Below are 14,016 nucleotides of genomic sequence, written 5' to 3'. Positions count from 1 at the left end.
ACGGTAGACACCGGCACAACCGACGCCTCGGGGGCAGCCCATGCACACCACCCGTACCACCGGCCGTACGGCCGCCGGACGAGCCGCGACCGGTCTCGCGGCGCTCTCCCTCGCGGGGATGCTCGCACTCACCGGCTGCGGAGCCTCGGACACCGCCGCGAACGGCGGCAAGGCGGCGGACCGCGGGGCCGCACCGGAGGCCGCCGACCGGGCGGGGCAGTCGGCCGCGGGCGCGAAGGGCTCCGGCACGACCGCTTCCCGGCCGGGCGCCCCGGCGAAGCCGCCGGCGGTGCGTTCGCACATCATCCGTACGGCGAACCTGTCCATCGAGGCCAAGAGTGCCCAGCAGGCGCTGGCCACGGCGCGCGCGGCGGCGGTGGACGCGGGCGGGTACGTCGGCAACGAGAGCAGCCGGCGGAACCCCGGCAGCGGGATGGTGTCCCAGGTGACGCTGCGGGTGCCGGCGGACCGGTTCGACCACGTGCTCGGCGCGCTGGAGGGCAGCGGGAAGCTGCTGAGCCGGACGGTGAACGCGCAGGACGTCACCCAGCAGGTGGTGGACGTCGAGAGCCGGATCAAGTCGCAGCAGGCGAGCGTGGCCCGGGTCCGGCAGATGATGGAGCGGGCCGACGCGCTGAGCGATGTGGTCATGCTGGAGAGCGAGTTGAGCCGCCGCCAGTCGGACCTGGAGTCCCTGTTGACGCAGCAGGAGTCGCTGAAGGACCGGACCTCGCTGGCCACGATCACCCTCTCGGTCTCCGAGCCGGCGAAGGTGGTGGTGACGGAAGAGAAGGAGGAGGCCGAGCCGGGCTTCCTGGACGCGCTGTCCGGCGGCTGGTCGGTGTTCCTCGCGGTGGTGCGGTGGATCACGCTGGTGTTCGGCGCGCTGCTGCCGTTCCTGGTGCCGGCGGCGGTGCTGGTGGCGCTGCGGCGGCCGCTGGGGCGGCTGTACCGGCGGGTGCGGCCGTCCCGTCCGGCGCCGGAGCGGGAAGCGGCCGGGCCGTGGGTGGTGCGGGCGCCGGCGGGTCCGGCGGCGCCGGTGGCTCCGGCCGTCCCGGTGGTCCCGCCGCAGGGGCCCGGGGCGGGCGCCGGTGACGGGGCCGGCTCCGAGGACGGCTCCGGTCCGGGCTCCGGGAACGTCTGACGGGCCGTACGCGCCCGAAGGGCCGTTCCCCGTAGCGTGTTCCGCAGGAGGGCCGGCGACGGGTCCGGCTGCGGCGGAGGGACGGGACACGGCATGGCGACGGAACGACTGGTGGTGGTCGGGGGCGACGCGGCGGGCATGTCCGCCGCGTCCCAGGCCCGGCGGCTCAAGGGCCCCGACGAGCTGGAGATCGTGGCCTTCGAGCGCTCCGGCTTCACCTCGTACTCGGCGTGCGGGATCCCGTACTGGATCGGCGGGGCGGTGCCCGAGCGGGACGACCTGATCGCCCGTACGCCGGAGCAGCACCGGGCCCGGCACATCGGGCTGCGGATGCGGACCGAGGTGGTGGAGCTGGATCTGGCCGGGCAGCGGGTGCGGTCCCGCGATCTGGACACCGGGGCCGAGGAGTGGACCGGCTTCGACAAGCTGGTGCTGGCCACCGGGGCCCGTCCGCTGCGGCCGCCGCTGCCGGGGATCGACGCCCCCGGGGTGCACGGGGTGCAGACCCTCGCCGACGGGCAGGAGCTGCTGGACACCCTGGCCGGACTGGAGGCCGCGGATCCGGCCGGCGGGCGGGAGCGGCGGGCGGTCGTGGTCGGCGCCGGGTACATCGGCGTGGAGATGGCCGAGGCGCTGACGGGGCGCGGGTACGAGGTGACGGTGCTGCACCGGGGGGAGCAGCCGATGGCCACGCTCGACCCGGACATGGGCGGGCTGGTGCACCGGGCGATGAACGCGATGGGCATCCGTACGGTCGCCCGGGCGGAGGTCACCCGGGTCGCGACGGGTCCGGACGGGCGGGTGCGGGCGGCGGTGACGGCCGACGGCACGGAGTATCCGGCGTCGGTGGTCGTCCTCGGGCTGGGGGTCGAGCCGCGCACCGAGCTGGCGCGGGCGGCGGGGCTGCCGCTCGGCGACTCCGGGGGGCTGCTGACCGATCTGTCGATGCGGGTGCGGGGGCACGAGAACGTGTGGGCGGGCGGGGACTGCGTGGAGGTCCTCGACCTGGTGGCGGGACGGACGCGGCACATCGCGCTGGGGACGCACGCGAACAAGCACGGGCAGGTGATCGGGTCCGGGGTCGGCGGCGGGTACGCGACCTTCCCCGGCGTGGTCGGGACCGCGGTCAGCAAGGTGTGCGATCTGGAGATCGCGCGGACGGGGCTGCGGGAGAAGGATGCGCTGGCGGTCGGGCTGCGCTTCGTGTCCTCGACGATCCGGTCGACGAACACGGCGGGCTACTACCCCGGGGCGGCGGAGATGACGGTGAAGATGCTGGCCGAGCGGCGGACCGGGCGTCTGCTCGGTGTTCAGATCGTCGGCGGGGCGGGGGCGGCGAAGCGGGTCGACGTGGCGGCCGTCGCGCTGACGGCGGGCCTGACCGTCGAGCAGGTCGCCGCACTCGACCTCGGCTACGCGCCGCCGTTCTCCCCCGTCTGGGACCCCGTCCTGGTCGCGGCCCGCAAGGCGGTCTCGGCCGTCCGCTCGGCCGGCATCTGACCCCGCGGGGCCTCGTGCCGCCGGGCCGGGGGGGGTACGGCGGAGCCCAAAGCCCCGGGGCTCCGCCCCGCACCCCGCGCCTCAATCGCCGGCGGGGCTGGATTTCGCCCCGCGGCATCCAGCCCCCTGGCAAGTCCGAGCGGCGGAACCGGGGCGCAATCAAGCCCCGCCACGGGGTGGGTCAGCGCTGGGTCGCGGTGTGGACGTAGTCCACCAGGTGGGTCAGGGCGTCGGGGTCCGTGGTGGGGAGGACACCGTGGCCGAGGTTGAAGACGTGGCCCTCCAGACCGGCCGCCGCGGCCAGGACCTCGTCCGTCTTCGCCTCCACCGCCTCACGGGTGGAGAAGAGGACCGCCGGGTCCAGGTTCCCCTGGAGCGCCTTGCCGGGCCCGACCCGCCGGGCCGCCTCGTCGAGCGCCACCCGGTAGTCGACGCCGACGACGTCCGCCCCGGCCTCGCCCATCAGCCCGAGCAGCTCGCCCGTGCCCACGCCGAAGTGGATCCGCGGCACCCCGTACGAGGCGACGGACTGCAGGACCTTGGCGGAGGCCGGCATCACCGAGCGCCGGTAGTCCGCGGGGGCCAGCGCACCGACCCAGGAGTCGAAGAGCTGCACGGCGGACGCGCCGGCCTCGATCTGCACCTTCAGGAAGGCCGAGGTGATCCCGGCGAGGCGGTCGAGCAGGTCGGCCCACAGCTGCGGGTCGCCGTACATCATCGCCTTGGTGTGCTCGTGGTTGCGCGACGGCCCGCCCTCGACGAGGTAGCTCGCGAGGGTGAAAGGCGCCCCGGCGAAACCGATCAACGGCGTGCCGCCCAGTTCACCCGTGAGCATGCCGATCGCCTCGGTGACGTACGGGACGTCCTCGGGGGTGAGGTCGCGCAGCTGTGCGAGGTCCTCGCGGCGCCGGATCGGCTGCGCGACGACCGGGCCGATGCCCGGCTTGATGTCCAGGTCGATGCCGATCGCCTTCAGCGGCACCACGATGTCGCTGAAGAAGATCGCCGCGTCCACCTTGTGCCGGCGCACCGGCTGCAGCGTGATCTCGGTGACCAGGTCGGGCCGCATGCAGGACTCCAGCATGGCGGTGCCCTCGCGGACCTTGCGGTACTCGGGGAGGGAGCGCCCGGCCTGCCGCATGAACCAGACCGGCGTGTGCGGCACGGGCTCGCGCCGGCAGGCCTTCAGGAAGGCGGAATCGTACGTCTGACTCGGCTGGCCCTCGGGGCGGTGGTTGGCGCTCACGACCCGAATCTTCGCACGTATGAAGAAGTGCCCGTCCCGGCGCGGGTGTCCTTGCGCCGGACGGGGCCTCGTTCCGCCTAGTCTTCCCCGCATGGCTGCGGCTCAGGGACGATTTTCAGATGGCGCTGACGGTGTGGACAGCGCGAAGGAGAGCTCCGTCCCACTCCCCTTCCGGCGGGCGGTCGACGGCTTGCGGAAGGCACGGCTGCGCCCGGGGATCGAGATCGACCCCACCAGGCCGCCGCAGCGCCTCGCTCCGCACGCCTACGCCCTGGAGGCGGCGGTGGTGGAACCGGGCGGGGAGGACGACCTGGCCGACGGCCGGCTCATCCTGCTGCACGACCCGGCCGGTCACGAGGCCTGGCACGGCACGTTCCGGCTGGTGACGCTGGTACGGGCGGAGCTGGAGCCGGAGATGGCCGCGGACCCGCTGCTGCCCGACGTGTGCTGGTCCTGGCTGACCGGGGCGCTGGACGCGCGCGGGCTGTCGTACGGGGAGGCGGGCGGCACCGTGACCCGCGCCAGCTCGCACTACTTCGGCGGGCTGGCGGAGCGCCGGCCCGCGACGCAGATCGAGATCCGGGCCTCGTGGACGCCCCGGGAGGGCGTGGGCGGGGTCCCGGACACGGCGGCCCACCTGTCGGCCTGGTGCGAGCTGCTGTGCCAGGTCGCGGGCCTGCCGCCGGTCGGGCCCGCCGACACGGCAGTGGTGTCCCTGCCACAGCGGCGCGGCCCGCACCACCCGTAGCAGTCGGCCGGCCGGCCCAGCCCGCACGCCGGGCAGGGCCCGGCGGCGGGCCGCCCGGTACCGGGCGCCACCCGTAACGGAGCGTCAGAACGAGGCGTCCGCTGCGAGGTTCCGATCGGCACGTGATCGATCGCACGTCCGAATTGCCCGAATTGTTACTCACCAAATCGTGATCATTCCCTAAAGCCGGGCGGGTGACGTGCCGAAGGAGTCAGTGACCATCCGCACGGAGCGCCCCGGCTTCTTCCCCGAGCCGGCCGTCCCGCCACTTCCCCAGGAGGGCCTGTTGTCCGTTCTTCTCGAGCAGCCCGCAAGCCTGGTCGCCTACCGCCCGAACAAGCCGACCGCCATGGTCGTCGTGGCCGACCCGCGCGTCCGCTCCACCGTGACCCGCCACCTGTGGGCGCTCGGAGTCCGCGACGTGATCGAGGCGTCGTCCATCGCGGAGGCCCGCCCTCGTGTCGGCAGCCCGCGCGACATCTGCGTGGCCGACGTCCACCTGCCCGACGGTTCCGGTCTCACCCTGCTCTCCGAGACCCGCGCCGCGGGCTGGCCCAACGGCCTGGCCCTGTCCGCGGCCGACGACATCGGCGCCGTACGCAACGCCCTGGCCGGCGGCGTGAAGGGCTACGTCGTCACCGGCACCCGCACCAACATCGGGCTCCCCACCCGACCCGGCGCCGCTCCCATCGGCTCCGCAGCCGCCCGCATGCACCGCCGCCCCCCGGGTGCCCCGAGCCACCCGGGCGGCTACCGCGAGCTCTCCGGCCGCGAGGTGGAGGTCCTGCGCCTCGTCGCCGAAGGGCAGTCCAACAAGGCCATCGGCGTCTCGATGGGCCTGTCCGCCCTGACCGTGAAGTCCCACCTCGCCCGCATCGCCCGCAAGCTGGGCACCGGCGACCGGGCCGGCATGGTCGCCGTCGCCCTGCGGACCGGCATCATCCACTGACGCCGGATCCGGGCGGGCGGGTGACGCCCGGAGAACAGCAGTGCCCATGCAGCGCGCCCGTCGACGGAACGTTCCGGCGACGGGCGCGCTGCATCCGCGGATACCCTTGACAGGTGACCGACGCCCAAGAGACCGCAGCAGCACTGCGCACCACCACCGGGGGCGGCCCCCCGGACGAAGTCGCCAAGTCCGATGGGCTTCCGATTCCGTTGCTCGAACCGCGCGACGGCATCCCGCCGGTGGTGGCCGACGAGGACGCCCTCGCCCGGGTGATCGCGGCCTTCGCCGCCGGCACCGGGCCCGTCGCCGTGGACGCCGAACGCGCTTCCGGCTACCGGTACGGCCAGCGCGCCTATCTGGTGCAGCTGCGGCGCGAGGGGGCCGGATCCACCCTGATCGACCCGGTCGGCTGTCCCGACCTGTCGGGTCTGGGCGAGGTGCTGTCCGGCACCGAGTGGATCCTGCACGCCGCCACCCAGGACCTGCCGTGCCTGCGCGAAATAGGCATGGTGCCGACCTCGCTCTTCGACACCGAGCTGGCCGGCCGGCTCGCCGGCTTCCCGCGGGTCGGACTGGGCGCGATGGTCGAGAGCGTGCTCGGCTACGCCCTGGAGAAGGGGCACTCGGCGGTCGACTGGTCGACCCGCCCGCTGCCCGAGCCGTGGCTGCGGTACGCCGCACTGGACGTGGAGCTCCTCGTCGACCTGCGCGACGCGCTGGAGGAAGAGCTGGACCGGCAGGGGAAGCTGGACTGGGCGCGGCAGGAGTTCGACGCCATCGCCTCGGCCCCGCCCGCGCCGCCGCGCAAGGACCCGTGGCGGCGGACGTCCGGCATGCACAAGGTGCGGCGCCGGCGCCAGATGGCCGTGGTGCGGGAGCTGTGGAACACACGTGACCGGATCGCCCAGCGGCGGGACGTGTCGCCCGGCAAGGTGCTCGGGGACGCGGCCATCGTGGAGGCGGCGCTCGCGCTGCCGGTGAACGCACATGCGCTGGCCGCGCTGCCGGGGTACGGGCAGCGGATGGGGCGGCGCCAGCTGGACCAGTGGATGGCGGCCGTGGACCGGGCCAAGGCGCTGCCGGAGAACGAGCTGCCGCTGCCGGGGCAGAGCCAGGCGGGGCCGCCGCCGCCGCGGTCCTGGGCCGACAAGGACCCGCTCGCCGCGGCGCGGCTGTCCGCGGCGCGGGCGGCGGTGTCGGCACGGGCCGAGGAGCTGAAGCTGCCGCAGGAGAACCTGGTGGCGCCGGATTCCGTGCGGCGGCTCTGCTGGGAGCCGCCGCAGCGGGTGTCCGAGGCGTCCGTGTCCGAGGCGCTCTCGGGCTACGGCGCCCGCGCCTGGCAGATCGAGCAGGTGGCCCCGTCGCTGGCCACCGCCCTCACGGAGGCCCGCGCCGCCTCCTGACCGCCCGCTGCGCGGGCTCCCTCCCGGGGCTCCGCCCCGGACCCCGGTCCTCAAACGCCGGACGGGCTGGATGTTCCCGCCCGGGCCGGCGTTCGAGGCGCGGGGTCCGGGGGGAGCCCCGTTCCGGTACCTGCGGGATGTGACGTTCACCGCTCCGGCGGGGAGGGGTGTGCACATTGGTTACCCGCAAGTAGCATGGGTGAGGTGAGCGCGCGCTCAGTCGCCGCGCCGCGCAGCAGTGCCATCCCGCACCTGGAGGAGAGCCAACGTGCCTCGTACCGTCAGGGACGTCGTCTTCGTCGACGGCGTCCGCACCCCGTTCGGCAAGGCGGGCCCGAAGGGCATCTACCACGAGACCCGCGCCGACGACCTCGTCGTGAAGGCGATCCGGGAGCTGCTGCGCCGCAACCCGGACCTGGACCCCAAGAAGATCGACGAGGTCGCCATCGCCGCGACCACGCAGATCGGTGACCAGGGTCTGACGCTGGGCCGCACGGCCGGCATCCTCGCGGGCCTGCCGCAGTCCGTCCCGGGCTACTCGATCGACCGCATGTGCGCCGGTGCGCTCACCGCCGTGACCGCGGTCGCGGGCGGCGTGGCCTTCGGTGCGTACGACGTCGCCATCGCCGGCGGTGTCGAGCACATGGGCCGCCACCCCATGGGCGAGGGCGTCGACCCGAACCCGCGCTTCGTCTCCGAGAAGCTGGTCGACGAGTCCGCTCTGTTCATGGGCATGACCGCCGAGAACCTGCACGACCGGTACCCGACGATCACCAAGCTCCGCGCCGACGAGTACGCCGTGCGCTCGCAGGAGAAGGCCGCCAAGGCGTACGCCGACGGCAAGATCCAGCAGGACCTGGTCCCGATCTCGGTGCGCAACACCAACGAGGCGGCCGGCGAGACGGGCTGGGGCCTGGTCACCGCCGACGAGCCGATGCGCCCGGGCACCACGCTGGAGAACCTGGCCGGCCTGAAGACCCCGTTCCGTACCCACGGCCGGGTCACGGCGGGCAACGCGGCGGGCCTGAACGACGGCGCCACCGCCTCGCTCATCGCGTCCGAGGACTTCGCCCGCGAGAACAACCTCCCGGTCAAGATGCGCCTGGTCTCGTACTCCTTCGCCGGCGTGGAGCCCGAGGTCATGGGCTACGGCCCGATCCCGGCCACCGAGAAGGCCCTCGCCCAGGCGGGTCTGTCCATCGAGGACATCGGCCTGTTCGAGATCAACGAGGCGTTCGCCGTCCAGGTCCTCGCGTTCCTGGAGCACTACGGCATCGCCGACGACGACTCCCGCGTCAACCAGTACGGCGGCGCGATCGCGTTCGGCCACCCGCTGGCCTCCTCCGGCGTCCGCCTGATGACGCAGCTGGCCCGCCAGTTCGAGGAGCAGCCGCACGTCCGCTACGGCCTGACCACCATGTGCGTCGGCTTCGGCATGGGCGCGACGGTCATCTGGGAGAACCCGCACTTCGACTCCGAGGGAGACTCCAAGTGAGCACCACCGCTGAGCTCCTGAAGGGCGCGGCCGAGCTGTTCCCGGACGAGGTCGTCACGCAGGCGCACGTCCGCCACCTCGACCTGCCGTTCGGCGCCGGGCGCTTCGCGCTCATCACGCTGGACAACGGCTTCGACCACACCAAGCCGACCACCTTCGGCCCGCAGTCGCTGGCGAACCTGAACGCCGCGATCGACCAGGTCGAGAAGGAGGCCGCCGAGGGTGCGGTCACCGGTGTCGGCCTGACCGGCAAGCCGTTCATCTTCGCGGTCGGCGCCGACCTCAAGGGCGTCGAGCTGCTGAAGAAGCACGAGGAGGCCCTGGCCATCGGCAAGGGCGGCCACGACGTCTTCAAGCGGCTCGCCGCGCTGGCCGTCCCCACCTTCGCGTACTACAACGGCGCGGCGATGGGCGGCGGTGTCGAGGTCGGCCTGCACTGCACCTACCGCACCGTCTCGAAGGCCATCCCGGCCTTCTCGCTGCCCGAGGTCTTCCTCGGCCTGGTGCCCGGCTGGGGCGGCTGCGCCATCCTGCCGAACCTGATCGGCGCCGAGCGCGCTGTCTCGGTGATCATCGAGAACTCGCTCAACCAGAACAAGCAGCTCAAGGGCAAGCAGGTCTTCGACCTGGGCATCGCCGACGCGCTGTTCGACGGTGCGGACTTCCTGGAGCAGTCGCTGCTGTGGACCGCCCGGGTCCTCACCGGCGAGACCGAGGTCGTCCGCGCCGAGGTGGACCGCGGCGAGGCGTGGGACGCCGCCGTCGCCAAGGGCCGCTTCATCGCCGACTCCAAGGTGCACGGCGCGGCCCCGGCCGCGTACCGCGCCCTGGAGATCATCGAGGCCGCCAAGGACGGCGACCTGCAGAAGGGCTTCGACGCCGAGGACGCCGCGCTGGCCGACCTCATCATGGGCGGCGAGCTGCGCTCCGGCATCTACGCCTTCAACCTGGTCCAGAAGCGCGCCAAGCGCCCGGCCGGTGCCCCGGACAAGTCCCTGGCCCGCCCGGTCTCCAAGGTCGGCGTGGTCGGCGCGGGCCTGATGGCCTCGCAGCTGGCGCTGCTGTTCCTGCGCCGCCTGGAGGTGCCGGTGGTCCTCACCGACATCGACCAGGAGCGCGTGGACAAGGGCGTGGGCTACGTCCACGGCGAGATCGACAAGCTGCTCCTCAAGGGCCGCATCAACCAGGACAAGTCCAACCGCCTCAAGGCGCTGGTGACCGGTGTCCTGGACAAGGCCGAGGGCTTCGCGGACGCGGACTTCATCATCGAGGCCGTGTTCGAGGAGATGTCCGTCAAGCAGAAGGTGTTCGCGGAGGTCGAGGCGGTCGCCCCGGCGCACGCGATCCTCGCCACCAACACCTCCTCGCTGTCGGTGTCGGAGATGGCCTCCAAGCTGCAGCACCCGGAGCGCGTGGTCGGCTTCCACTTCTTCAACCCGGTCGCGATCCTCCCGCTGCTGGAGATCGTCCGCGGCGAGCAGACCGACGACGCGTCGCTGGCCACGGCCTTCGGTGTCGCCAAGAAGCTGAAGAAGACCGCGGTCCTCACCAAGGACGCCCCGGCGTTCGTCGTGAACCGCATCCTGACCCGCTTCATGGGCGAGATCCAGAACGTCATCGACGAGGGCACCCCGGTCGTCACGGCGGAGAAGGCCATCGAGCCGCTCGGCCTGCCGATGTCCCCGCTGGTGCTGCTGGAGCTCGTCGGCCCGGCGATCGGCCTGCACGTCTCCGAGACCCTGAACCGCGCCTTCCCGGAGCGCTTCACCGTCTCGCCGAACCTCAAGCGCGTGGTCGAGGCGGGCAAGCGCGGCTTCTACGTCTACGACTCCGGTAAGCCGGAGCTGGACCCCGAGGTCGCCGCCCTCCTGGTGCAGGGCGACTCGGTCCTGACCGAGGAGCAGGTCCGCGACCGCGTCCTGGACGCGGTGGCGCAGGAGATCGGCCTGATGCTGGAGGAGGGTGTCGTGGCCGAGGCCCAGGACATCGACCTCTGCCTCATCACGGGCGCCGGCTGGCCCTTCCACCTCGGCGGCATCACGCCGTACCTGGACCGCGAGGGCGTCTCGGAGCGCGTGAACGGCAAGAAGTTCCTGGCTCCCGGCACCGCGAGCGTTCCGGCGTAAGGACCGACGGACACCCGCAGCCGCGGGCCGCGTGCGGCCCGGATCCTGCCACGGCGAGGCCCGCCCCCGGTGAACCCGGGGGCGGGCCTCGCCCGTTGGCGCGCTGATGAGAGAATGCACGGCATGAGTTTCCGCACCGCCAGTGAGAAAAGCCGACCGAGCCGCCGGACTCTCCTGTTGGCGGGAGGTGCGGCCCTGACGGGCCTGGCAGGTACCGGAATTATCGTTTCCGCAAAGTCGGACGAAAAGACTGCCGAAAAAGACTTCGGAACCAGGGTCGGTGAATTCAACATCGCCCGGTCGAAAGAATTTCTGAAGCCCTCCGCGCTCTACAACAAAACCGGGCCGCAGTCTTTTGCGTTCGATGACGAGAACCGGCTCATATACACGCTCCAGCTCATTCAGGGCGGAATAGAACTGCCCGGCGAAAGAGGTGCTCTCACCACGGGTTCGCGCCGCCAGTACGGCGACATGTGCGTCACCAGACTGGATTTCGACGGAAAGATCCGCGGGCACATGTACCTGCGCGGTTTCGGGCACGGCATTTCCCTCGGCGTGGAGCCTTCGGGCCGCCGCACCCACCTGTGGATCGAGGGCGACGCCGACGACGAGACCGGTTACGGGCGGACCGTGACGCGGGTGCCGTTCCGCGACGGCGAGGTGCTGGACAGCACCGACGACGGAGTGCGCCACCAGGAGCCGCTGCCCGGCGCCCGGGCCACCCATCCGGCCGTCGACCTGGAGAGCCGCCGGGTGCTGGTGAGCTTCCGGGAGGGCCCCGAACGCCGGTACGCCGTCTACCCCATGGACAAGTTCCGCAAGGGCGGCCACGGCCCCGAGCACGAGCTGGCCGACGTCTGGCAGCGGGACGGCGAGTCCTTCCAGGGCTGCGCCCTGTACGGGGACCACATCTACCAGCTGACCGGCAGCCCCTACACGGACGACGAAGGGGAGAATCCGCCGTCCGGCGGAGGAAATACGTACGTCGCGGCCATCAACGTGCAGACGGGTGAGCGGGCCGGCCGTCAGCTCGTGACGGCGGCGCCGGACCTGGAGTTCCGGGAGCCGGAGGGAATCGCGGTGACGCTCTCGGGCGGCCGTCCACAGCTGTGCGTGGGGTTCTCCGTGAAGAGCGGCGACCGCCGCAAGCTCACTGTGTATCGCTTCACACCCTGAGGGCCGGTGGCGGACCGGGGTTCCGGATAAACCGCCGGAACGTAGCCGCCCGGGCACGGAGCGTCACATTTCATTGCGCCCATATCACTCAGCGGTCAGCTGGTGATGAACTCCCGTGACGGCGTTTGCCGGGTGTTTCTGCCCACGTCATTCGGCGGTTCAGCGGGGGCGACTTTGATGCCTATACTACTGCGGCACTTAACAAGATCCTTACAGCCGGGAGGCCATGCCGCATGGGCAGGCAAAGCCGTCAGGCAGCGCTGGGCGTTCTCATCAGCTCTGCCCTGGTGCTGAGCTTTCTCGGCATGATGGCGGCGGTGGCGATGGCCTCGCTGCCGATCTTCGTGTACTCGGCGGCGGTCAGCTACGGCGCCGACCTGATGCTGCACAGCGCCGAGTCCTCGACCCTGGACCGGCTGCGCGACTCCCGCTTCGGCCTCACGATCCGCTTCCTGATCCGGCAGTTCCTGCTGCTGGCCCTGTGCGGCTCGATCGCCGACCTCGACTCGTTCGTGGCCAAGATGGCCTCGCTCGGCCTGCTGCTGCTGTTCGTGCTCCAGCTCGCGTACGGCGCGGTCCTCAAGCGGGTCCGCAGCAAGCGCAACGAGCTGCCGTTCACCACGCGCGGCCTGGACATGGAGATCCTGGGCATCCGGCGCATGCCGCACCCGTTCCTCATGGACAAGCACGTCCGCAAGATGCTGCACCTGGACGTGCCGCTGGTGGCGGGCGCGCTCGGCACCATCGCCACCGACGACTGGCGGTTCGTGACGTTCGGCTCCATCGCCACCGTCTGGATCGCCTTCGTGGCCGTCCTGGTGCTGCTGCCCGGTGCCTGGAACGCGCTCCTGCTGCCCACCGGCGACGAGGCCCTCGACGAGCTGAACCGCCAGCTGGAGGGCTACCGCCCCCAGGTCGCCCTGTACTTCACCTTCGCCGCGATCTCCCGGGACTTCATGTACCAGGTGAACATGTGGCTGGAGGCCCTGGAGGCCCTCGACCTGCGGCCGATCATCGTGCTGCGCGAGCGGGCCACCCTGCGCTACCTGGACGCGACCTCCGTGCCGGTCATCTGCGTGCCCAAGGCCGACAACCTGGCCCGCGTCGAGATGCCCGAGCTGCGCGTCGCGCTGTACCCCGGCAACGCCGGCAAGAACGTCCACATGCTCCAGCGGGCCGAGGTCAAGCACGTCTTCATCGGCCACGGCGACAGCGACAAGCTGGCCTCCAGCAACCGCGTCAGCAAGGTCTTCGACGAGATCTGGGTGGCCGGCCGGGCCGGCCGCGACCGCTACGAGCGCATCAAGCACGCCGTCACCGCGGGCCAGATCGTCGAGGTCGGCCGCCCGCAGCTGATGACCCTGCACCACTGGACCGGCCGCGTGGCCGGCAAGGTGCCCACCGTCGTCTACGCCCCCACCTGGGAGGGCTGGACCGACGACGCCTGCTACACCTCGGTCATCCCGGCCGGCGAGAAGCTCATCCGCACCCTGCTGGACCACCCGCAGGAGATCCGGATCATCTACAAGCCGCACCCGCTGACCGGTACGCGCTCCCCCGTGGCCCTCGCCGCGCACAAGGCGATCATCGCCCTGCTGGAGGAGGACAACGCGAACCGGTTCGGCCGCAACCTGGCCGAGTCCAAGACCGCCGCGCGCAAGCTGGCCCGGATCGACAAGCGGATCGCCGACCTCACCGAGCGCGGCGTCCGCTCCAAGTACCCGGACCTCACCGAGGAGGAGCGGACCGCCCGCATCCGCGGCAGCCGCAACCAGGCCGGCGCGCTGTACTGGGAGTCCATGCCGGAATCGGCGCACCACGTGGTCGTCGAGCGCATCCCCGCGCTCTACGACTGCTTCAACCACTCGGACCTGCTGATCGGCGACATGTCGAGCGTCGTGTCCGACTTCGTGGCCACCCGGAAGCCCTACGCCATCTTCAACCTGGAAGGGCTCCCGGACACCGAATTCCGGAACGAGCAGCGCACCGCGTACGCCTCGTACCTGCTGGACGAACAGTGCGGCGGGCTCGACCAGGCGATCGACGCGATGCTGAACCCGGAGAACGACGTCATGGCGCACTACCGCGAGCAGCTGAAGGAATATCTGCTCGGGCAGGATTACCCGCCGTCGACGGTCCGATTCAACAACGCCGCGAACGACCTGTACCGGCGCGGGCTCCGCGATTTCCCCATCGAGTACCCGGAGCAGCCCGCCCTCCCGGCGTAGT

General features: G+C 71.9%; 10 protein-coding genes. 9 read left to right on the top strand and 1 reads right to left on the bottom strand.

Annotation, left to right across the window (positions count from 1 at the left end; genetic code table 11):
• The first annotated feature begins 40 nt into the window (after positions 1-40).
• Together LG634_RS12030 and LG634_RS12025 are read left to right on the top strand one after the other, a co-directional pair.
• Positions 41-1,144 (top strand): DUF4349 domain-containing protein, encoded by a 1,104-nt coding sequence (locus tag LG634_RS12030; RefSeq protein ID WP_226733727.1) that lies wholly within the window; start codon positions 41-43, stop codon positions 1,142-1,144.
• Between the two features lie 93 nt (positions 1,145-1,237).
• The gene (locus LG634_RS12025; protein ID WP_226733726.1) at positions 1,238-2,644 is read left to right on the top strand and encodes an FAD-dependent oxidoreductase; all 1,407 of its coding nucleotides are present in this window, start codon (positions 1,238-1,240) and stop codon (positions 2,642-2,644) included.
• Positions 2,645-2,825: 181 nt separating this feature from the next.
• Here the strand turns inward: LG634_RS12025 and hemE are convergent, their stop codons facing one another.
• Entirely contained in the window at positions 2,826-3,890 is a 1,065-nt protein-coding gene (gene hemE, locus LG634_RS12020) for a uroporphyrinogen decarboxylase (protein ID WP_226733725.1), read from the bottom strand.
• A 91-nt stretch (positions 3,891-3,981) separates the two neighbouring features.
• Here hemE and LG634_RS12015 point away from each other — a divergent pair, with 91 nt between their 5' ends.
• From LG634_RS12015 to LG634_RS11985, 7 genes are all read left to right on the top strand, one after another.
• The gene (locus tag LG634_RS12015) at positions 3,982-4,638 is read left to right on the top strand and encodes a DUF3000 domain-containing protein (RefSeq protein WP_226733724.1); all 657 of its coding nucleotides are present in this window, start codon (positions 3,982-3,984) and stop codon (positions 4,636-4,638) included.
• A gap of 286 nt (positions 4,639-4,924) precedes the next feature.
• A complete protein-coding gene (locus LG634_RS12010) occupies positions 4,925-5,587 on the top strand; it encodes a response regulator transcription factor (RefSeq protein ID WP_030202492.1) in 663 nt (220 codons plus the stop codon).
• Positions 5,588-5,700: 113 nt separating this feature from the next.
• Positions 5,701-6,990, top strand: a complete 1,290-nt coding sequence (locus LG634_RS12005) for a ribonuclease D (RefSeq protein ID WP_226733723.1) — start codon at positions 5,701-5,703, stop codon at positions 6,988-6,990.
• A gap of 268 nt (positions 6,991-7,258) precedes the next feature.
• Positions 7,259-8,485 carry a thiolase family protein gene (locus LG634_RS12000; protein WP_226733722.1) on the top strand — a complete coding sequence of 409 codons (1,227 nt, stop codon included), beginning with the start codon at positions 7,259-7,261 and terminating at the stop codon, positions 8,483-8,485.
• Positions 8,482-10,611 carry a 3-hydroxyacyl-CoA dehydrogenase NAD-binding domain-containing protein gene (locus tag LG634_RS11995; protein ID WP_226733721.1) on the top strand — a complete coding sequence of 710 codons (2,130 nt, stop codon included), beginning with the start codon at positions 8,482-8,484 and terminating at the stop codon, positions 10,609-10,611. The genes LG634_RS12000 and LG634_RS11995 overlap by 4 nt, the downstream gene beginning before the upstream one ends.
• A gap of 114 nt (positions 10,612-10,725) precedes the next feature.
• Entirely contained in the window at positions 10,726-11,787 is a 1,062-nt protein-coding gene (locus LG634_RS11990; protein WP_372482413.1) for a phage baseplate protein, read from the top strand.
• A 233-nt stretch (positions 11,788-12,020) separates the two neighbouring features.
• A complete protein-coding gene (locus tag LG634_RS11985) occupies positions 12,021-14,015 on the top strand; it encodes a hypothetical protein (RefSeq protein WP_226733719.1) in 1,995 nt (664 codons plus the stop codon).
• Position 14,016: the final 1 nt, after the last annotated feature.

The organism is Streptomyces bambusae, from assembly GCF_020532645.1.
GTDB classification, from domain to species: Bacteria; Actinomycetota; Actinomycetes; order Streptomycetales; family Streptomycetaceae; genus Streptomyces; species Streptomyces bambusae.
The sequence above is the reverse complement of the archived record's forward strand: the minus strand, read 5'-3'. Positions and strand labels throughout refer to the sequence as shown.

Excerpts from the sequence above, each read along its gene's own strand:
- LG634_RS12030 (WP_226733727.1), top strand. The coding sequence starts at position 41 with ATGCACACCACCCGTACCACCGGCCGTACGGCCGCCGGACGAGCCGCG.
- LG634_RS12025 (WP_226733726.1), top strand. The coding sequence starts at position 1,238 with ATGGCGACGGAACGACTGGTGGTGGTCGGGGGCGACGCGGCGGGCATG.
- LG634_RS12015 (WP_226733724.1), top strand. The coding sequence starts at position 3,982 with ATGGCTGCGGCTCAGGGACGATTTTCAGATGGCGCTGACGGTGTGGAC.
- LG634_RS11990 (WP_372482413.1), top strand. The coding sequence starts at position 10,726 with ATGCACGGCATGAGTTTCCGCACCGCCAGTGAGAAAAGCCGACCGAGC.
- LG634_RS11985 (WP_226733719.1), top strand. The coding sequence starts at position 12,021 with ATGGGCAGGCAAAGCCGTCAGGCAGCGCTGGGCGTTCTCATCAGCTCT.